Origin of the sequence: Pyrococcus yayanosii CH1 (assembly GCF_000215995.1) — an archaeon.
Taxonomy (GTDB): Archaea; Methanobacteriota_B; Thermococci; order Thermococcales; family Thermococcaceae; genus Pyrococcus; species Pyrococcus yayanosii.
In genome coordinates, this window is the sequence record NC_015680.1 from 124,584 (window position 1) to 140,616 (window position 16,033).

The 16,033-nt window shown below is 53.4% G+C and carries 29 protein-coding genes; 27 read left to right on the forward strand and 2 right to left on the reverse strand.

Annotated elements, in window-relative coordinates:
* Nucleotides 1-40: 40 nt before the first annotated feature.
* Together hpkA and PYCH_RS00625 are read right to left on the reverse strand one after the other, a co-directional pair.
* On the reverse strand, nt 41-244 hold the full coding sequence (hpkA, locus tag PYCH_RS00620) for an archaeal histone HpkA (protein ID WP_013904898.1): 204 nt from the start codon (nt 242-244) through the stop codon (nt 41-43).
* 212 nt (nt 245-456) lie between these two features.
* Entirely contained in the window at nt 457-909 is a 453-nt protein-coding gene (locus PYCH_RS00625) for a hypothetical protein (protein WP_013904899.1), read from the reverse strand.
* Nucleotides 910-965: 56 nt separating this feature from the next.
* Here PYCH_RS00625 and PYCH_RS00630 point away from each other — a divergent pair, with 56 nt between their 5' ends.
* The 27 genes from PYCH_RS00630 to PYCH_RS00760 all read left to right on the forward strand — a co-directional run bounded on the left by PYCH_RS00630 (nt 966) and on the right by PYCH_RS00760 (nt 16,024).
* On the forward strand, nt 966-2,204 hold the full coding sequence (locus PYCH_RS00630) for an HD domain-containing protein (RefSeq protein WP_013904900.1): 1,239 nt from the start codon (nt 966-968) through the stop codon (nt 2,202-2,204).
* Between the two features lie 75 nt (nt 2,205-2,279).
* Nucleotides 2,280-2,675 (forward strand): cell division protein SepF, encoded by a 396-nt coding sequence (sepF, locus tag PYCH_RS00635; protein ID WP_013904901.1) that lies wholly within the window; start codon nt 2,280-2,282, stop codon nt 2,673-2,675.
* A 123-nt stretch (nt 2,676-2,798) separates the two neighbouring features.
* Complete coding sequence (locus PYCH_RS00640; protein ID WP_013904902.1) at nt 2,799-3,644, forward strand: CBS domain-containing protein; 846 nt, start codon at nt 2,799-2,801, stop codon at nt 3,642-3,644.
* 174 nt (nt 3,645-3,818) lie between these two features.
* Nucleotides 3,819-4,595 (forward strand): putative RNA uridine N3 methyltransferase, encoded by a 777-nt coding sequence (locus PYCH_RS00645; protein ID WP_048058327.1) that lies wholly within the window; start codon nt 3,819-3,821, stop codon nt 4,593-4,595.
* 1 nt (nt 4,596) lies between these two features.
* Entirely contained in the window at nt 4,597-5,676 is a 1,080-nt protein-coding gene (locus tag PYCH_RS00650) for a 50S ribosomal protein L3 (protein WP_013904904.1), read from the forward strand.
* Nucleotides 5,677-5,687: 11 nt separating this feature from the next.
* Nucleotides 5,688-6,455: a 50S ribosomal protein L4 gene (rpl4p, locus tag PYCH_RS00655; RefSeq protein WP_013904905.1), complete on the forward strand. Its 768-nt coding sequence runs from the start codon at nt 5,688-5,690 to the stop codon at nt 6,453-6,455.
* Nucleotides 6,456-6,461: 6 nt separating this feature from the next.
* Entirely contained in the window at nt 6,462-6,722 is a 261-nt protein-coding gene (locus PYCH_RS00660; protein WP_013904906.1) for a 50S ribosomal protein L23, read from the forward strand.
* A gap of 20 nt (nt 6,723-6,742) precedes the next feature.
* A complete protein-coding gene (locus PYCH_RS00665; RefSeq protein ID WP_013904907.1) occupies nt 6,743-7,462 on the forward strand; it encodes a 50S ribosomal protein L2 in 720 nt (239 codons plus the stop codon).
* A 10-nt stretch (nt 7,463-7,472) separates the two neighbouring features.
* Complete coding sequence (gene rpsS / locus PYCH_RS00670) at nt 7,473-7,871, forward strand: 30S ribosomal protein S19 (RefSeq protein ID WP_013904908.1); 399 nt, start codon at nt 7,473-7,475, stop codon at nt 7,869-7,871.
* Between the two features lie 10 nt (nt 7,872-7,881).
* A complete protein-coding gene (rplV, locus tag PYCH_RS00675; protein ID WP_013904909.1) occupies nt 7,882-8,349 on the forward strand; it encodes a 50S ribosomal protein L22 in 468 nt (155 codons plus the stop codon).
* A 4-nt stretch (nt 8,350-8,353) separates the two neighbouring features.
* Nucleotides 8,354-8,986 (forward strand): 30S ribosomal protein S3, encoded by a 633-nt coding sequence (gene rpsC, locus PYCH_RS00680; RefSeq protein ID WP_013904910.1) that lies wholly within the window; start codon nt 8,354-8,356, stop codon nt 8,984-8,986.
* Nucleotides 8,973-9,179: a 50S ribosomal protein L29 gene (gene rpmC / locus PYCH_RS00685; protein ID WP_013904911.1), complete on the forward strand. Its 207-nt coding sequence runs from the start codon at nt 8,973-8,975 to the stop codon at nt 9,177-9,179. Before rpsC ends, rpmC begins: the two co-directional genes overlap by 14 nt.
* A 9-nt stretch (nt 9,180-9,188) precedes the next feature.
* Entirely contained in the window at nt 9,189-9,488 is a 300-nt protein-coding gene (yciH, locus tag PYCH_RS00690) for a stress response translation initiation inhibitor YciH (RefSeq protein ID WP_193383887.1), read from the forward strand.
* Nucleotides 9,374-9,754, forward strand: a complete 381-nt coding sequence (locus PYCH_RS00695) for a ribonuclease P protein component 1 (protein WP_148236175.1) — start codon at nt 9,374-9,376, stop codon at nt 9,752-9,754. The genes yciH and PYCH_RS00695 overlap by 115 nt, the downstream gene beginning before the upstream one ends.
* A complete protein-coding gene (locus PYCH_RS00700) occupies nt 9,751-10,095 on the forward strand; it encodes a 30S ribosomal protein S17 (protein WP_013904914.1) in 345 nt (114 codons plus the stop codon). The genes PYCH_RS00695 and PYCH_RS00700 overlap by 4 nt, the downstream gene beginning before the upstream one ends.
* A 5-nt stretch (nt 10,096-10,100) precedes the next feature.
* Nucleotides 10,101-10,526: a 50S ribosomal protein L14 gene (locus PYCH_RS00705; protein ID WP_013904915.1), complete on the forward strand. Its 426-nt coding sequence runs from the start codon at nt 10,101-10,103 to the stop codon at nt 10,524-10,526.
* 10 nt (nt 10,527-10,536) lie between these two features.
* Complete coding sequence (gene rplX, locus PYCH_RS00710) at nt 10,537-10,902, forward strand: 50S ribosomal protein L24 (protein ID WP_013904916.1); 366 nt, start codon at nt 10,537-10,539, stop codon at nt 10,900-10,902.
* Complete coding sequence (locus PYCH_RS00715) at nt 10,902-11,648, forward strand: 30S ribosomal protein S4e (protein ID WP_013904917.1); 747 nt, start codon at nt 10,902-10,904, stop codon at nt 11,646-11,648. The genes rplX and PYCH_RS00715 overlap by 1 nt, the downstream gene beginning before the upstream one ends.
* Nucleotides 11,649-11,658: 10 nt before the next feature.
* Nucleotides 11,659-12,219 carry a 50S ribosomal protein L5 gene (locus PYCH_RS00720; RefSeq protein ID WP_013904918.1) on the forward strand — a complete coding sequence of 187 codons (561 nt, stop codon included), beginning with the start codon at nt 11,659-11,661 and terminating at the stop codon, nt 12,217-12,219.
* Nucleotides 12,220-12,222: 3 nt separating this feature from the next.
* Nucleotides 12,223-12,393, forward strand: a complete 171-nt coding sequence (locus PYCH_RS00725; protein WP_013904919.1) for a 30S ribosomal protein S14 — start codon at nt 12,223-12,225, stop codon at nt 12,391-12,393.
* 11 nt (nt 12,394-12,404) lie between these two features.
* On the forward strand, nt 12,405-12,797 hold the full coding sequence (locus PYCH_RS00730) for a 30S ribosomal protein S8 (protein WP_013904920.1): 393 nt from the start codon (nt 12,405-12,407) through the stop codon (nt 12,795-12,797).
* 10 nt (nt 12,798-12,807) lie between these two features.
* On the forward strand, nt 12,808-13,362 hold the full coding sequence (locus tag PYCH_RS00735) for a 50S ribosomal protein L6 (RefSeq protein WP_013904921.1): 555 nt from the start codon (nt 12,808-12,810) through the stop codon (nt 13,360-13,362).
* 10 nt (nt 13,363-13,372) lie between these two features.
* A complete protein-coding gene (locus tag PYCH_RS00740; RefSeq protein ID WP_013904922.1) occupies nt 13,373-13,759 on the forward strand; it encodes a 50S ribosomal protein L32e in 387 nt (128 codons plus the stop codon).
* Between the two features lie 9 nt (nt 13,760-13,768).
* Complete coding sequence (locus PYCH_RS00745) at nt 13,769-14,221, forward strand: 50S ribosomal protein L19e (RefSeq protein WP_013904923.1); 453 nt, start codon at nt 13,769-13,771, stop codon at nt 14,219-14,221.
* A gap of 5 nt (nt 14,222-14,226) precedes the next feature.
* A complete protein-coding gene (locus PYCH_RS00750; RefSeq protein ID WP_013904924.1) occupies nt 14,227-14,838 on the forward strand; it encodes a 50S ribosomal protein L18 in 612 nt (203 codons plus the stop codon).
* Entirely contained in the window at nt 14,835-15,545 is a 711-nt protein-coding gene (rpsE, locus tag PYCH_RS00755; protein WP_013904925.1) for a 30S ribosomal protein S5, read from the forward strand. The genes PYCH_RS00750 and rpsE overlap by 4 nt, the downstream gene beginning before the upstream one ends.
* Nucleotides 15,546-15,556: 11 nt before the next feature.
* Nucleotides 15,557-16,024, forward strand: a complete 468-nt coding sequence (locus tag PYCH_RS00760) for a 50S ribosomal protein L30 (protein ID WP_013904926.1) — start codon at nt 15,557-15,559, stop codon at nt 16,022-16,024.
* The last annotated feature ends 9 nt before the right edge of the window (nt 16,025-16,033 follow it).

Below are 16,033 nucleotides of genomic sequence, written 5' to 3' on the forward strand. Positions count from 1 at the left end.
TAAGGTTTGGCGAGAAAAGTTACACAAAAGAAAAGGGACATCAGGCCTTTATGGCAAGCTTGATGTCCTCTGCCTTGACGGTCTTCCTGCCGGCGTGCCTGGCAAACTCGACGGCCTTCTTGGAGATCTCAATAGCGTACTCCTCGAGGTACTCGGCTAGGATCTTGGCAGCCTCCTCGCTAACCCTCTCAGCACCGGCCTTCCTTATAAGCCTGTCAACTGGGGCAATTGGAAGCTCGGCCATCTTTATCACCTCCAAATCCCCTATTTGTAGGGGTTTTGCATTCTATTTTTTGAAAGAGGGGATATATAAACTTTTCGGAATTGGGGCGTTTTGGCGATAGTTTTGGCGCATCTGCTAAGCTATCTTAACATTCTCGCCGAGAGGAGTTGACTTCTCTCGGGACTTCCGGTTATAGAGGCTTGGATAATTTCCAATACTAAAAAATTTTTTACTTATCTCTTTCGAACGTAACGCTTCCTATCAACGATCTTGCCATTTTCAAACTTGTAGACTGTTAGAAGTTCAAATCCGACTGTTTCTCTTTTGTATGCAAGTAAATAGTCGAGAAACTTTGAGATTCCGTGCCTAAGAACTGAGTCAAGATAATAGGCTCGTTCATAGAGCACAACAATGGCCATATCTCTAACGGCGTTTATCCATTCGTATATACCTTTCCTTTCCATCTTGCCCTTTTTCAGAACGTCAACGAGCAGGTAGCCGCCGAAACCTTCGGATGGTCTCCCTATGTAGACCATCTCGGGAATCTCAGGGGTGAAGGGGAGCTCCTCGGCCAGGAACACTATTCCCCTTCCTGTCCAGTTGTCAACGAGAATCTTGGTTATTCTTTTGGCGTCCCCGGTAATCATTATGACACCCCTCTCCATTCTGAGGATATCCCTGAGCACATCGATCCCTCCAAACCTTATTAAGTCGGGTGTAGGAATACCTTCGGGTGTCTCCGTTGTCGGACGGAAAGATTATCCATGACGCCGTTCACGGGAGCATGAAAATTCCCGAGGTATTTATGAGATTCGTCGAGACGCCGGAATTTCAGAGGTTGAGGTACATAAGACAGCTGGGTCTTGCTTACCTAGTCTATCCTGGGGCAAACCATACGAGGTTTGAACACTCCCTTGGCACGTGGCACCTCGCGAGGAAACTGGCGGTTGAGCTAGAACTCCCTCAAGAAGAGGCCCTCCTAGTTCAGCTAGCCGCCCTTCTCCATGACGTTGGTCACGGACCCTTCAGCCATACCTTCGAGTCCATATACAGGGAGTATGCAAAGGGACACGACCATATGTCCTTGACCAGAGCGATAGTTGAGGGGAAAGTCGAGATAGTAGAAGGGGGGGAGATTCCAGACCTCATAAAAGGGCTCGGCTTCGAACCCCGGGAGATTGGAGAATTAATCTTCGGGACACACGAGAAGCGTTATCTTGGAATGATGATCCACGGGGACGTCGATGTAGACCAGCTCGATTACCTTGCCAGGGACGCCCACTATACAGGCGTTGCCCATGGAATAATAGACTTGGAGAGGCTGTTAATGGTTTTAAAGATTCATGAGGGCGAACTGGTGGTGGATGAAAAGGGCGTCGAGGCGGTCGAGGGGATGCTCGTCGCCCGTTCGCTTATGTACTCCCGTGTATATTTCCACCACACGGTTAAGATAGCCGAAGGCATGCTTACAAGAGCCCTTGAGTTCGCTCTTGAGGAGGGCTTGCTCTGGGACTTCTGGAAGATGACAGACTGCAGGCTTATGGTGGAGCTTGAAGACCTTGAGGGATATCCTTCGGAGATAGTGGCGCGCCTGAGAAGGCGCAGGCTCTATAAGGCGGCGGTCGTGGCAGGTCCAGAAGACCTAACGGGGGAAGAAAAGAGGATTCTTTACTCAATATATAGAAGCGTTAGAAAGCGTAGAGAAGTTGAAAAGGAGCTTGCGGACAGAGTTGGGGCCAAAGAGGGAGAAATAATCCTGGAGTTCTCAACTGCGGAGCTTATATCGAGCGAGCCTAGGATAAAACAGGCTGGAATAGGCGTTCTTCTTGACGATGGAAGGGTTGAGCCCATAACTAGGGTAACCCCACTTGCTGGGGCGATAAAAAGACGTCAAACTCCGAGATGGGTTGTTCTAATAGCCACACCTGAAGAGTACGTGGAAGCCGTGAGGAAAGTGTGGAAAGAAGTCCTCTTTGGTTGATACCTAAAGAAATATAAAGGAGCTGCCCTCAGATAGATTAGCAATCGTCTAGTGGAAGAAGTAGAGGTGATGGAAGTGGGGCTCTTTGACAAGCTAAAGAAGGGGGAAGCTCAAAGAAAGCCTGTGGCGTCTATAAGAAAGGATGTCAAGGGGAAGACTCCAGATGTCGAGCTCGTACCACTTGAGGAGGATGCCATTGCGAGAGAGCTCGTCAAGCCTCAGACAAGGTACATCAAGAAGATAGTCGTTACAAGCTACGCCGACCTTGAGAAGATATCGTCTGAGCTTCAGGCTGGCAACATCGTGATAGCTGACTTAACACCTCTGGAGTCGAAAACAGAGATTCTGGCAAAGGTTGCGGAGCAGATAAAGGGCATGGCCCAGGCTCTTGGAGGGGATGTCGCGAAGATCTCCAAGTGTGAGATAAAACTGATAATAACGCCTTCCGACATAAAAATATCGAGGGAATGACTCTTAACTCACATTAATATTTTGGGCTGCACGGTCTTGGAAAATTTTGTCTAGTTCATTGAACATTTCTCTCCAGAAAGCCTTAAATATGGACTGGGCTGGCTATGATAACCGGTGGTATGTGTGAAAGTAAAGACGATAATGACCCCTAACCCCGCCGTCATCACCCTTCCGGCGACAAGAAACTATGCCCTAGATTTATTCAAAAAGCACAAGGTTAGGAGCTTTCCGGTAGTCAACAGGGAAGGAAAGCTGGTTGGGATAGTGAGCATCAAGAGTGTTCTCCTGCATCCTGATGAGGAACAGCTAGCGATGCTTGTTAAGAGGGACGTGCCCACCGTCAAGCCAGACGACGACCTCAAGAAGGCTGCGAGGCTCATGCTCGAGCATGACTACAGAAGGGTCGTCGTGGTTGATAATGAGGACAAGCCAATAGGCATCCTTACGGTCGGGGACATAATAAGGCGCTACCTTGCCAAGAATGAGAAATACAAGGAGGTTGAAATAGAGCCCTACTACCAGAGGCACGTGAGCATAGTATGGAAGGGAACACCCCTTAAAGCTACCCTCAAGGCCCTCCTGCTCTCGAATGCCATGGCCCTGCCCGTTGTGGATGATAATGGTAATCTGGTGGGGATAGTCGATGAAACGGATCTTCTCAAGGACAGCGAGATAGTGAGGGTCATGAAGAGCACCTCTTTGTCTGCTTCGAGTGAGGAGGACTGGATACTCGAGAGTCACCCGACCCTCCTCTTCGAGAAGTTCGAGCTGCAGCTTCCCAACAAGCCCGTCGAGGATATCATGACGAGGGAACTGATAATAGCAACTCCTCATATGACCGTTTACGAGGTTGCCAAGAAGATGGCTAAATATCATATAGAGCAGCTCCCCGTTATAAGGGGAGAGGGCGAGCTCGTTGGCCTGATAAGGGACTTTGACCTCCTGAAGGTTCTAGTGAAGGGGAAGTGATAAAGGAGTTTTCTTTTGGATTTCTCTTCTCAAATTCGGGGTGAAGACGTATCTTTGCAAAAATTTTTCACAACATCAAAATCAAGAAGGGTGGAAACCTTCGAAAGCCTTTTAAATCGTCCACTGAAACACCACCACAGCCTTCCGGGTAAGAGGGAGCTGCGGATGGCGGGGATTACCTGGCACGTCTTTATCCCTGACTCGCTCCTCGAGGAAACTCACGACCCAAAGCTCAGGGCCTACAAAGTTGGTCAGATAGCAAGGGCAGCGGCGATATTCGGCGTCGAGCACATCTGGATATACAGGGCGGGCGGAAGAGATGGCCGCTTCATAAAAACACTCCTCGAATACGCCGAAACGCCCCAGTACCTCCGCAAGAGACTGTTCCCGCTGATGCCCGAGCTGAGGTATGCGGGCGTCATGCCGCCTCTCCAGATACCCAGCCATAAGCCTAAGGAGTCACCAAGGATAGGAGAAATCAGGGAAGGCTTTGCCTACAGGAAGGGCAAAAAGCTGTTTGCGGACATAGGCCTTGACAGGCCAGCCCTCGTGAAGGGGGTTGCACAGGAGGGTCGAGGAACTTTCAAAGTTATTTCGGTGAAGCCCCTCCGTGTGGTCCCGACTAAGCCAGAAGGATACTGGGGTTACAAGGTGCATCTCACTAGGATGACGCTGGCGAAAACGCTTAAAAAGGCCAACCTTGACGTGGTCATCGCGACCTCCCGTAAGGGAGTTGACGTGAGGAGGGCCGATGTGACCCTGGAAGGAGATGTCGGGATAGTGTTCGGCTCCCCGAGGAGGGGTGTAATGGAGATATTGAGGGAGTTCAATGAGGATTACGAGTTCGATGTAATCCTCAACACGATACCAGGTCAAAAGACGAAGACAGTTAGAACGGAGGAAGCCGTGCTGGCGACGCTGGCCGTGTTGAATCTCATGAGGGGGGATTGAGATGGGAAAGGTTCACAGACCAAGGAGGGGTTCACTCGGATTCACCCCAAGGAAGAGGGCAAAGAGCATAGTGCCCAGGATTAGGAGTTGGCCCAAGGAGACCGAGGTCAGAATGCTTGGCTTTGCGGGCTACAAGGCAGGAATGACCCACATACTCATGATAGATGACGAGCCGGGGCTCACAAACGGCAAGGAGATATTCATGCCAGTTACCATAGTTGAGACACCACCGCTGCGAGTCTTCGGCGTAAGGGCCTACAGGCAGGGATATCTTGGCCTTGAAACGGCCACGGAGGTCATAGTTCCGGACTTTACCCTCGACAACTACGTCACCAAGAAGGGCAAGCAGAAGACTTTCTATGAACTCCTTCGCAGGAGGATAGCTACGCTTCCGAAGAACTACACTGAGGACGACTTCCAGCAGAAGCTTGGCGAGCTCGAAGATCTCATCAAGGAAGGTGAGATCGTTGAGGTTAGGGCCCTCGTGAGCACTCAGCCTTGGATAATCAAGCTCAAGAAGAAACCCGAGGTCATGGAATACGCTATAGGTGGAACAAGCGTCGAGGAGAAGTTCAACTATATAAAGGAGCGGCTTGGAAAGGAGCTCCGTGTTAAGGACGTCCTCAAGGAGGGCGAGCTCCTTGACGTCATAGCGGTCACTAAGGGCAAGGGTACCCAGGGCGTCATAAAGAGGTGGGGCGTCAAGCTCAGGGCTCATAAGGACAGCAAGGGCAGGAGAAAGGTGGCATCCATAGGTCCCTGGCATCCGGCCAGGGTAATGTGGACGGTTCCTATGGCTGGTCAGATGGGCTTCCACCACAGGACCGAGCTCAACAAGAGGCTCATAGCTATAGGGGAGAACGGCAAGCTTGTACTTGACGGCAACGAGATTGAAATAACTCCGAAGGGAGGCTTCCCCCACTACGGTATAGTGAGGAGCGACTTCATGATGATAGCGGGGAGCGTCCCCGGTGCTATCAAGAGGATAATCAGGGTCAGGCCTGCCATAAGGCCACCCAAGAAGAAGCCGCCCGTTCAGAGGCCCCAGATAACCTACGTGAGTGTTGAGTCCAAGCAGTGAGGTGGGTTAGAATGAAGGTTAAGGTTTTCGACCTCAACGGCGAGCCTGTCGAGGAGATAGAGCTTCCTAAGGTCTTTGAAACCCCCTTCAGGCCCGATCTCATAAGGAGGGCGGTCATAGCATCTTGGACCCACAGGATTCAGCCCCAGGGCAGGGACCCAATGGCTGGTAAGAGGAGGGTCACTGAGAATATCGGTAAGGGCCATGGGATGGCGAGAGTCGAGCGCCTCAAGACCCCACCGAGGTATGCCGCCTTCGTGCCCTTCGCCAGGGGTGGAAGGAGAACCCACCCACCAAAGGTGGAGAAGATAATTTGGGAGAACATCAACAAGAAGGAGCGCAGGCTTGCTATAATGAGCGCCATAGCGGCAACGGCCAACTACGACCTTGTCAAGGCCAGGGGTCACATAATCGACAACGTTCCGCAGATACCACTTGTTGTCGTTGACGAGCTCGAGAAAGTCAGCAAGACGAGAGAAACAAGGGAGATATTTAAGAAGCTTGGCATCTGGGATGATATAATGAGGGCAAAGGAGAAGAGCGGCGTTAGGGCGGGCAAGGGTAAGATGCGTGGCAGGCGCTACAAGAAGGCAAAGGGGCCGCTCATCGTCGTCGCCAAGAACGAGGGCATAGTCTTCGGGGCCCGCAACCACCCAGGTGTTGACGTTGTTGTGGTCGACAACCTCGGCATAGAACACCTGGCCCCTGGAACCCACCCGGGTAGGCTGACCATCTGGACAAAGTCAGCCATAGAGAGGCTTAGGGAGATTTATGGGTGATGGGAGATGGACCCATACAAGGTTATCATAAGGCCGGTCGTCACCGAGAAGGCCATATCTCTAATCGAGAGGGAGAACAAGCTCACCTTCATAGTGGACAGAAGGGCCACCAAGACGGACATAAAGAGGGCTGTGGAGGAGATATTCGGAGTCAAGGTTGAGAAGGTGAACACACTCATAACTCCGAGGGGAGAAAAGAAGGCATACGTGAAACTCAAGCCTGAATACAGCGCGAGTGAGGTCGCCGCAAGGCTTGGATTGTTCTGAAGTTGTGGGGGTGATGTGAGTTGGGTAAGAGTCTAATTCAGCAGAGGAGAGGAAAGGGAAGCCCCACGTTTAAGTCTCCTTCCCACCGCTTTAGGGGTGCCGTTAAGTACATCCCGCTGAACTACACCGCAGAGAGAACCATAAGGGGCGTCGTCGAGGAGATAATGCACGATCCTGGCAGGACAGCTCCCGTCGCAAGGGTCAAGTTCGAGAACGGCATAGAGAAGCTCATAATAGCCCCTGAGGGCCTCCTCGTCGGCCAGGAGATATACATAGGGCCCGAAGCTCCGGTAGCGATAGGCAACACCCTCCCGCTCGCCAAGATACCAGAGGGAACTTACATTTACAACATAGAAGGTGTTCCGGGCGACGGTGGAAAGTACGTCCGCGCTGGAGGAACCTACGCTCTCGTGGTTAGTAGAGAGAAGGATAAGGTCATCGTTCAGCTCCCGAGTGGCGAGCTCAAGGCTTTCAACCCAATGTGCAGGGCTACAATAGGCGTGGTTGCTGGTGGCGGTAGACTCGAGAAGCCACTCGTTAAGGCGGGTAAGGCCTACTACAAGTACAAGGCCAGGAACAGGTTCTGGCCGACTCCAAGAGGCGTCAAGATGAACGCCGTCAACCACCCGTTCGGTGGTAAGGAGCACCACCCGGGCAAACCCACGACAACCTCAAGACGAGCCCCGCCTGGAAGGAAGGTTGGTCACATAGCCGCGAGAAGAACCGGAAGGAGGAAGTGAGGTGGTGTGAATGGCGAGGAGGGAGTTTAGGTATCGCGGTTATACTCTTGAGCAACTTATGAATATGTCTCTCGAGGAGCTCGCCAAGCTCCTCCCGGCGAGGCAGAGGAGGAGCCTCAAGAGGGGTCTCACGCCAGAGCAAAAGAAACTTCTCAGAAAGATAAGGCTCGCGAAGAAGGGCAAGTACAACAAGCCAATCAGGACTCATTGCAGGGATATGATAGTGCTTCCCGAAATGGTCGGTCTCACCATCTACGTCCACAACGGCAAGGACTTCGTTCCCGTTGAGATAAAGCCCGAGATGATAGGCCACTATCTCGGCGAGTTTGCCCTCACGAGGAAGCCCGTCAAGCACGGAGCACCCGGTATCGGTGCTACCAGGAGTTCGATGTTCGTCGCCGTGAAGTGAGGTGGTCCCAATGGGGAAGCGCTTTGGCTACTCTTTCCAAAATTTTGACCCAGAGAGAATGGCAAGGGCTAGCGGGAGAGACCTTAGGATATCGCCCAAGTTCGCCGTTGAGGTCTGCAGGGAGATAAGGGGTATGATGCTCAACGACGCCATTCGATACCTCGATGAAGTTATAGCCCTCAAAAGGCCAGTTCCCCTCAGGCGCTACAACGACAGCCAAGGCCACAAGCCGGGTAAAGGCTTTGGTCCTGGTCGCTATCCCGTAAAGGTCGCTAAGGCCATAAAGAAGGTCCTCCTCAACGCTAAGAACAACGCCGAGCAGAAGGGCCTCGACCCCGACAGGCTCAGAATAATCCACATAGCCGCCCACAAGGGTCCCGTCCTCAGGGGCTGGTACCCGAGGGCCTTCGGTAGAGCTACCCCCTTCAACGAGCAAACCACCCACATAGAGGTCGTTGTCGAGGAGGTTAGGAGGTGAGCCCATGGCAATTGAGAGGTATTTCATTCGCGAGGCCGTTAGAGAGATGCTCATTGACGAGTACCTCGAAAAGGAGCTCAGGAGGGCGGGCTACGGCGGTCTCGACATCAAGAAGACTCCCCTTGGGACAAAGGTCATAATCTTCGCCGCCAACCCCGGTTACGTCATCGGAAGGGGTGGCCGTAGGATTAGGGAGCTCACTAGGGTTCTCGAGAGGCAGTTCGGTCTCGAGAACCCGCAAATTGAGGTAGAGGAGATAAAGAATCCTTACCTCAACGCCAAGGTTCAGGCGGTAAGGCTTGCCCAGGCCCTCGAAAGGGGAATCCACTTCAGAAGGGCAGCCTATGCTGCCATGAGGGCCATAATGAACAACGGAGCAAGAGGTGTCGAGATAAGGCTCAGCGGAAAGCTAACCGGAGAGAGAGCCAAGAGCGTCCGCTTCTACCAGGGCTACCTTGCCAAGGTCGGGAACCCTGCCGAGACCCTCGTCAGCAAGGGTTACGCTCAGGCGCTCCTTAAGCTTGGCGTCATCGGCGTCAAGGTTGCCATAATGCCACCTGAGGCAAGGCTTCCTGATGAGATAGAGATAATCGAGAAGCCCGTTGAGGAAGAGGTGAGCACCAATGAAGCCGAGTGAGATTAGGGAGATGAGCATTGAGGAAATAGATCAGAAGATTAGGGAGCTCCGCCTCCAGCTCGCCAAGGAGAGGGGAATGCTCACCATGGGGACCTCCCTTGAGAACCCTATGGTGATTAGGAATCTAAGAAGGGATATAGCTCGCCTCCTAACCATAAAGAGGGAGAAGCTTAGGGAAAGGGCCAAAAAGTGAAGGTGGTGTTTGGTGCCGAGGATTGTAAACCCCCTTGACGAGATGCTCTTTAAGGAGGTCCTGAAGGAGCAGCAGAGGATAAGGGTGTACGTGGAAAGGGCCCGCTACGGTAAGCTCAAGACCATAATAGAGGGCATAGATGAGAAAGAGTTTGACCTAGAGGAGATAGCCAAGAAGCTGAAGGCGAAGCTAGCATGCGGCGGAACAGCAAAGAAAGGAAGAATAGAGCTTCAGGGAGACCACAGAGACAAGGTCAAGAAGTTGCTGGCAGAACTTGGATTTTCCGAGGAGCTCATAGAGGTCGAGTGACGCGGAGAAACATAATCTGGCACGAACTCATAGGCCTCAAGGCTAGGATAGTCAAGGCTACGCATCCGGGCTATCTCGGGATAGAGGGGTATGTGATTGACGAGACCCGGAACACGCTCGTGATAGCCGGGAAGAAGATTTGGGTGGTCCCTAAGGACGTCGTCGAGATTGAGTTCGAGCTTGAGGACGGGGCAAAAATTAAAATACCCGGTCGGGAACTGGTTGGCAGGCCCGAGATGAGACTGAAAAAGAGGTGGAGAAGATGAGAGACATAGGGTTGAGGGTTCAGCCTCCTGCTGAGAAGTGTGATGATCCCAAGTGCCCATGGCACGGGCACCTCAAGGTACATGGCAGGGTCTTCGAAGGTATAGTGGTCAGCGACAAGCCTAGGAAGACCGTCACGGTGGAAAGGCAGTACTACCACTACCTCAAGAAGTACGAGAGGTATGAGCTCAGGAGGAGCAAGATTCATGCCCACAATCCGCCTTGCATAAACGCTAAGGTTGGTGACCGCGTCCTCATTGCAGAGACTAGGCCTCTTAGCAAGACCAAGCACTTCGTCGTCGTGGCAATCCTCGAGAAGGCCGAGGAGAGGGCGGGGAGGTGAGGTAGATGGCGAAGAAGGGTGCGGGTGCCACGAGAGGTGTGAGCCCCGTTAGACCAACGAGGGCCATACCCGTGGGGGCTTATTTGACGGTGGCTGACAACAGCGGTGCTAAGGTCATCCAGGTTATTGGTGTTGTCGAGTACCACGGCACGAGGAGGAGGCTCGCGAGCGCGGGCGTTGGGGATATGGTGGTCGCGACGGTTAAGAAGGGCAGGCCTGACATGAGGCACCAGGTCGTTAGGGCCGTCATAATAAGGCAGCGGAAGGAGTACAGGAGACTCGATGGGATGAGAGTTAAATTCGAGGATAACGCAGCTGTGATAGTCACGCCAGAGGGCGTTCCTAGGGGAACTGAAATTAGAGGCCCCGTCGCGAGGGAGGCCGCTGAGAAGTGGGTTAGGATTGGGAGCATAGCGAGCATAGTGATATGAGGTGATAAGGATGAGGCTCAACTCCAAGCAACCAAGGAAGCAGAGGAAGTTCCTCTATAACGCTCCCCTTCACCTGAGGCATAAAATCATGAGCGCGACCCTCAGCAAGGAGCTCAGGCAGAAGTACGGCGTGAGGAACCTCCCCATAAGGAAGGGGGACAAGGTCAGGATAATGAGGGGGGACTTCAGGGGGCACGAGGGTAAGGTCGTCGAGGTTGACCTCAAGCGCTACAGGATTTACGTTGAGGGTGCCACCATAAGGAAGACCAACGGAACAGAGGTCTTTTACCCGATACACCCCTCCAATGTCATGATAATCGAGCTTAACCTCGAGGATGATAGGAGGAAGAAAATAATTGAGAGGAGGGCTGGTTGATGGCGAGAAAGGGCCCAAAGAGGCATCTTAAGAGGCTTGCCGCTCCAACTTCCTGGTATATAGAGAGGAAGGCCTACAAATGGGCCGTCAGGCCGAGGCCCGGACCGCACAGCATGAAGACCTCCATACCGCTCCTCTACATCGTCAGGGACTACCTCGGCTACGCGAAAACGGCAAGGGAGGCTAGGAAGATACTCAACGAGGGCAAGATACTCGTTGATGGCAAGGTCAGGAAAGACTACAAGTTCCCGGTTGGCATAATGGACGTGGTCTCTATTCCAGAGACCGGCGAGCACTATAGGGTTTTGCCCAACAGGATAGGCAAGCTAATCCTCCATCCGATAAGCGAGGAGGAGGCTAAGATAAAGCCCTTCCGCATCAGGAACAAGCGCATGGTCAAGGGAGGTAACCTCCAGCTCAACCTTCACGATGGCAGCAACCACCTGATAAGGCTCAGCTCTCTCACCGACGAGACTAAGGACCGCTACCACACTTCGGACACCCTGATAATGCGTGTCCCCGAGAGGGAGATAATCGAGGTGCTTCCCTTCGAGGTCGGGGCATACGTCTTCGTCACCCAGGGTAAGAACGTTGCAAGGAAGGGCAGGATAGTCGAGATAAGGCACTTCCCAATGGGCTGGCCGGACGTCGTGACGATAGAGGATGAGGAGGGCGAGCTCTTCGACACACTCAAGGAGTACGCCTTTGTCGTGGGCAAAGATAGCCCGAGGATATCGCTGCCGTGAGGTGATAGCAATGGCGGTTACCATACCTAACAGGGAAGCCATCCTCGCGGACTGGGAAGCTCACCCTATGAGGAGGCCAAGGATTCAGAAGGTGACCATAAACATCGGCGTGGGCGAGAGCGGTGAAAGACTTACAAAGGCCGAGATAATGCTCCAGCAACTCACCGGCCAGAAGCCCATAAGGAGGAAGGCCAAGAAGACTAACAGGGACTTTGGAATCAGGAGGGGTGAGCCCATAGCCGTTAAGGTTACCCTCCGCGGTCCGAAGGCTTACGAGATGCTCCGAAGGCTTCTGGCAGCGGTTGACAATAGGCTTAAGGCCAGCAGCTTCGATGAGCACGGTAACGTCTGCTTCGGAATCGAGGAGCATATAAACATCCCGGGCGTTGAGTACGACCCTGAAATAGGTATCTTCGGTATGGACGTCTGCGTAACCCTCGAGAGGCCCGGCTTCAGGGTCGCGAGAAGGAAGAGGAAGAGGGCTAAGATACCCACAAGGCACAAGCTGACGAAGGAGGAGGGTATGCTTTACCTTATGGAGGAATTCGGCGTTGAGATTGTGGAGGGATGATGCATGGCGAAGGCTGACTACAACAAGAGGAAGCCGAGGAAGTTTGGTAAGGGTGCGAGAAGGTGCATTCGCTGCGGGCAGTACGGGCCCATAATCAGGATATATGGTCTGATGCTCTGCAGGCACTGCTTTAGAGAGGTAGCGCCCAAGCTTGGCTTCAGAAAGTATGAGTGAGGTGAGGAGACATGACGCTGCTCGATCCGCTTGCTAACGCTCTCTCTCACATAACCAATAGCGAGAGGGTCGGGAAGAAGGAAGTCTACATAAAGCCAGCCTCAAAGCTTATAGGCGAGGTCCTCAGGGTCATGCAGGAGAACGGCTACATCGGTGAGTTCGAGTTCATAGACGACGGAAGGGCCGGCATCTATAGGGTTCAGCTGCTCGGCAGGATAAACAAGGCCGGTGCTATAAAGCCCCGCTTCCCTGTGAAGGTCACCGAGTTTGAGAAGTGGGAGAAGAGGTTCCTTCCAGCCTTCGAGTTCGGAATCCTCATAGTCTCGACCTCCCAGGGAGTTATGAGCCACAAGGAAGCCAGAGAGAAGGGTATTGGCGGAAGGCTGATAGCCTACGTCTACTGAGGTGAGAGTGATGCCAGTTGATGCGTGGATTAGGGAAGAGATAGAGATTCCGGAGGGCGTTGAGGTCATCGTTGAGGGGAGCACCGTCACGGTCAAAGGACCGAAGGGCGAGCTGAAGAGGGACTTCAGCTATCCGGGCGTCAAGATATTCACCGAGGACGGTAAGGTAGTCATATACAAGGAGTTCCCTAGGAGGAAGGACGTGGCTGTGGTCGGCACCTTCAGGGCTCACATCACCAACATGATCAAGGGCGTCACCGAGGGCTTCGTCTACAAGCTGAAGGTCGTTTACAGCCACTTCCCGATAACCGTCAAGGTTCAGGGAGATGAGGTTATAATCGAGAACTTCCTTGGTGAGAAGGCCCCGAGAAAGGCTAAAATCCTCCCAGGCGTTACCGTGAAGGTCAAGGGGCAGGAGATAACCGTCGAGGGCATAGACAAGGAGGCCGTGGGTCAGACCGCGGCAAATATTGAACAAGCTACAAGGATAACCAAGTGGGATAGGCGTGTCTTCCAAGACGGTATATACATCGTCGAAAAGGCGGGCAAGCCGATAAAGTTCTGAGGTGAGATAGATGGACGAGAAGGCGAGGCTCCTGAGGGTTAGGGCAAAGCTCAAGAGGAAGAAGCCACGCTTCCTTAGGCAGGAGTGGTGGCGCTATCCCAAGTTCAAGAACGACCCGAAGTGGCGCAGGCCCAAGGGTATTGACAGCAAGATGAGGCTCAAGAAGAAGGGCAAGCCGCGCTCTCCGAGCATTGGGTGGAGCTCTCCCCGTCTTGTAAGGGGTCTCCACCCGAGCGGTTACGAGGAGGTCCTCGTTCATAACGTCAAGGAGCTCGAGAAGCTCGACCCGGCGAGGCAGGCCGCGAGGATAGCTCACACCGTGGGAAGGAAGAAGAGGCTTGCCATACTTGAGAGGGCCAAGGAGCTCGGGATAAAAGTGCTTAACCCAAGGGTGTGAGGTGGTATTATGAGCACGCTCAGGATGCAAAGGAGAATCGCCGCTGACATACTCAAGTGCGGCGAGAACAGGATTTGGATAGACCCGGAGAGAATTGATGACGTTGCGGCCGCTATAACTAGGGAGGACATAAGGAGGCTCATAAAGGAGGGCATCATTAAGAAGAAGCCTGTTAAGGGTCAGAGCAGGTACAGGGCCAGGATAAGGCACGAGCAGAAGAAGAAGGGACGCCATCGCGGACCTGGAAGCAGGAAGGGTAAGAAGACAGCTAGGATGGGCAAGAAGGAGCGCTGGATAATGACCATACGGGCACTCAGAAAGGAGCTCAGAAAGCTCAAGGCCGAGAAGAAGATAGACGCCCACACCTACAGGATGCTCTACATCAGGGCTAAGGGCGGCCAGTTCAAGAGCAAGCACCAGCTCTACCTGTTCCTTGAGGAGAGGGGCATACTTAAGAGGTGATAGCGATGGCCCATGGACCTAGGTATAGGGTTCCCTTCAGGAGAAGGAGGGAAGGTAAGACCAATTACAGGAAGAGGCTCGCCCTCCTAAAGTCCGGCAAGCCAAGGCTCGTCGTGAGGAAGAGCCTCAACCACCACATAGCCCAGATAATCGTCTACGATCCCAAGGGAGATAGGACATTGGTTTCGGCGCACACGAGGGAGCTCATTAGAGACTTCGGCTGGAAGGGCCACTGCGGCAACACACCCTCGGCTTACCTCCTTGGCCTGCTCATAGGCTACAAGGCCAAGAAGGCCGGTATTGAAGAGGCAATCCTCGACATAGGTCTCCATCCGCCCGTAAGAGGTTCCAGTGTCTTCGCAGTGCTCAAGGGTGCCGTCGATGCAGGCCTCAACGTTCCACACAGCCCCGAGATATTCCCGGACGATTACAGGATTAAGGGCGAGCACATAGCGGAATACGCGAGGATGCTCAAGGAACAGGACGAGGAGATGTTTAGGAGGCAGTTCGGGGGCTACCTCGCAAAGGGGCTCGACCCCGAGAAGCTCCCCGAGCACTTTGAGGAGGTCAAGGCGAGAATAATTGAGAAGTTTGAGGGTGAGGGGGCGAGAGAATGAGTCAGGAGTGGAGGGAGTACGCTAAGAGGGTTCTCGACGAGTGGCAGCCCAAGACGAAGCTTGGTATGCTCGTTAAGGAGGGCCAGATAACTGACATCCACGAGATATTCCGCAGGGGCTACCAGATAAAGGAGCCCGAGATTATCGACGTCCTCCTACCCGAGGTTAACGCTAGGGAAAACCAGGAGGTTCTTGACATAACCCTTACCGTCAGGATGACTGACAGCGGTAGGAGGGTTAGGTTCAGGGTTTTGGCGGCGGTCGGCAACAGGGACGGCTATGTTGGCTTGGGAATAGGGCACGGCAGAGAAGTAGGAATAGCCATCAGGAAGGCCATTAACTACGCCAAGCTCAACATCATCGAAATAAAGCGCGGTTGCGGTTCCTGGGAGTGCAGGTGCAGGAGGCCTCACTCCGTGCCCTTCACAGTCGAGGGCAAGGAGGGAAGCGTCCGCGTCAAGCTCATCCCTGGACCGCGTGGTCTTGGCCTGGTCATAGGTGACGTTGGCAAGAAGATCCTTAGGCTTGCCGGTATTCAGGACGTCTGGTCTCAGACCCTCGGTGAGACAAGGACCACAGTCAACTTTGCCAAGGCAGTCTTCGACGCCCTCTACAACACCAACCGCGTTGCCATAAGCCCCGAGATGATAGAGCGCTACGGCATAGTCGTTGGAAGGGCCATGCCCGCTACCTTCAGCCTCGAGTGAGGTGAGCAGCGATGGCAAAGCTCGCCGTAATAAGGATTAGGGGTAGGGTCAACGTTAGGAGGCCTATCAGGGACACCCTTGCAATGCTCAGGCTCCACAGAGTCAACCACTGCGTTATCGTGGACGACACTCCCAGCTATCTCGGCATGCTCCAGAAGGCTAAGGATTACATCACTTGGGGCGAGATTAACAAGGAAACCCTTGCCAAGCTCATAAGGAAGAGAGGCAAGCTAATCGGCAACAAGCCCGTCACAGATGAGTACGTTCAGGAGAAGCTTGGTATGACCATCGAAGAGTTCGCCGAAAAGGTCATCAGGGGTGAGATGAGCCTCAAGGACCTGCCGAACCTCAAGCCTGTCTTCAGGCTCCACCCGCCCAGGGGCGGCTTCAGGGGCAGCAAAAAGCGCTCTTTTAAGGAGGGTGGGGCCCTCGGTTACAGGGGCGAGAAGATAAATGACTTGATTGAGAGAATGCTCTGAGGTGGCGAG

Bases quoted from the DNA above. Each gene is read 5' to 3' on its own strand.
- PYCH_RS00760 (WP_013904926.1), top strand. From the start codon at position 15,557: ATGGCAAAGCTCGCCGTAATAAGGATTAGGGGTAGGGTCAACGTTAGG.
- PYCH_RS00650 (WP_013904904.1), top strand. From the start codon at position 4,597: ATGGGAAAGGTTCACAGACCAAGGAGGGGTTCACTCGGATTCACCCCA.
- PYCH_RS00735 (WP_013904921.1), top strand. From the start codon at position 12,808: ATGCCAGTTGATGCGTGGATTAGGGAAGAGATAGAGATTCCGGAGGGC.
- rpmC (WP_013904911.1), top strand. From the start codon at position 8,973: ATGAAGCCGAGTGAGATTAGGGAGATGAGCATTGAGGAAATAGATCAG.
- hpkA (WP_013904898.1), bottom strand. From the start codon at position 244: ATGGCCGAGCTTCCAATTGCCCCAGTTGACAGGCTTATAAGGAAGGCC.
- rpsC (WP_013904910.1), top strand. From the start codon at position 8,354: ATGGCAATTGAGAGGTATTTCATTCGCGAGGCCGTTAGAGAGATGCTC.
- PYCH_RS00740 (WP_013904922.1), top strand. From the start codon at position 13,373: ATGGACGAGAAGGCGAGGCTCCTGAGGGTTAGGGCAAAGCTCAAGAGG.
- rplX (WP_013904916.1), top strand. From the start codon at position 10,537: ATGAGGCTCAACTCCAAGCAACCAAGGAAGCAGAGGAAGTTCCTCTAT.
- PYCH_RS00725 (WP_013904919.1), top strand. From the start codon at position 12,223: ATGGCGAAGGCTGACTACAACAAGAGGAAGCCGAGGAAGTTTGGTAAG.
- rpl4p (WP_013904905.1), top strand. From the start codon at position 5,688: ATGAAGGTTAAGGTTTTCGACCTCAACGGCGAGCCTGTCGAGGAGATA.
- rpsS (WP_013904908.1), top strand. From the start codon at position 7,473: ATGGCGAGGAGGGAGTTTAGGTATCGCGGTTATACTCTTGAGCAACTT.
- PYCH_RS00695 (WP_148236175.1), top strand. From the start codon at position 9,374: ATGCGGCGGAACAGCAAAGAAAGGAAGAATAGAGCTTCAGGGAGACCA.
- PYCH_RS00730 (WP_013904920.1), top strand. From the start codon at position 12,405: ATGACGCTGCTCGATCCGCTTGCTAACGCTCTCTCTCACATAACCAAT.
- PYCH_RS00715 (WP_013904917.1), top strand. From the start codon at position 10,902: ATGGCGAGAAAGGGCCCAAAGAGGCATCTTAAGAGGCTTGCCGCTCCA.
- PYCH_RS00705 (WP_013904915.1), top strand. From the start codon at position 10,101: ATGGCGAAGAAGGGTGCGGGTGCCACGAGAGGTGTGAGCCCCGTTAGA.
- PYCH_RS00700 (WP_013904914.1), top strand. From the start codon at position 9,751: ATGAGAGACATAGGGTTGAGGGTTCAGCCTCCTGCTGAGAAGTGTGAT.
- PYCH_RS00745 (WP_013904923.1), top strand. From the start codon at position 13,769: ATGAGCACGCTCAGGATGCAAAGGAGAATCGCCGCTGACATACTCAAG.
- rpsE (WP_013904925.1), top strand. From the start codon at position 14,835: ATGAGTCAGGAGTGGAGGGAGTACGCTAAGAGGGTTCTCGACGAGTGG.
- PYCH_RS00660 (WP_013904906.1), top strand. From the start codon at position 6,462: ATGGACCCATACAAGGTTATCATAAGGCCGGTCGTCACCGAGAAGGCC.
- PYCH_RS00720 (WP_013904918.1), top strand. From the start codon at position 11,659: ATGGCGGTTACCATACCTAACAGGGAAGCCATCCTCGCGGACTGGGAA.
- rplV (WP_013904909.1), top strand. From the start codon at position 7,882: ATGGGGAAGCGCTTTGGCTACTCTTTCCAAAATTTTGACCCAGAGAGA.
- PYCH_RS00750 (WP_013904924.1), top strand. From the start codon at position 14,227: ATGGCCCATGGACCTAGGTATAGGGTTCCCTTCAGGAGAAGGAGGGAA.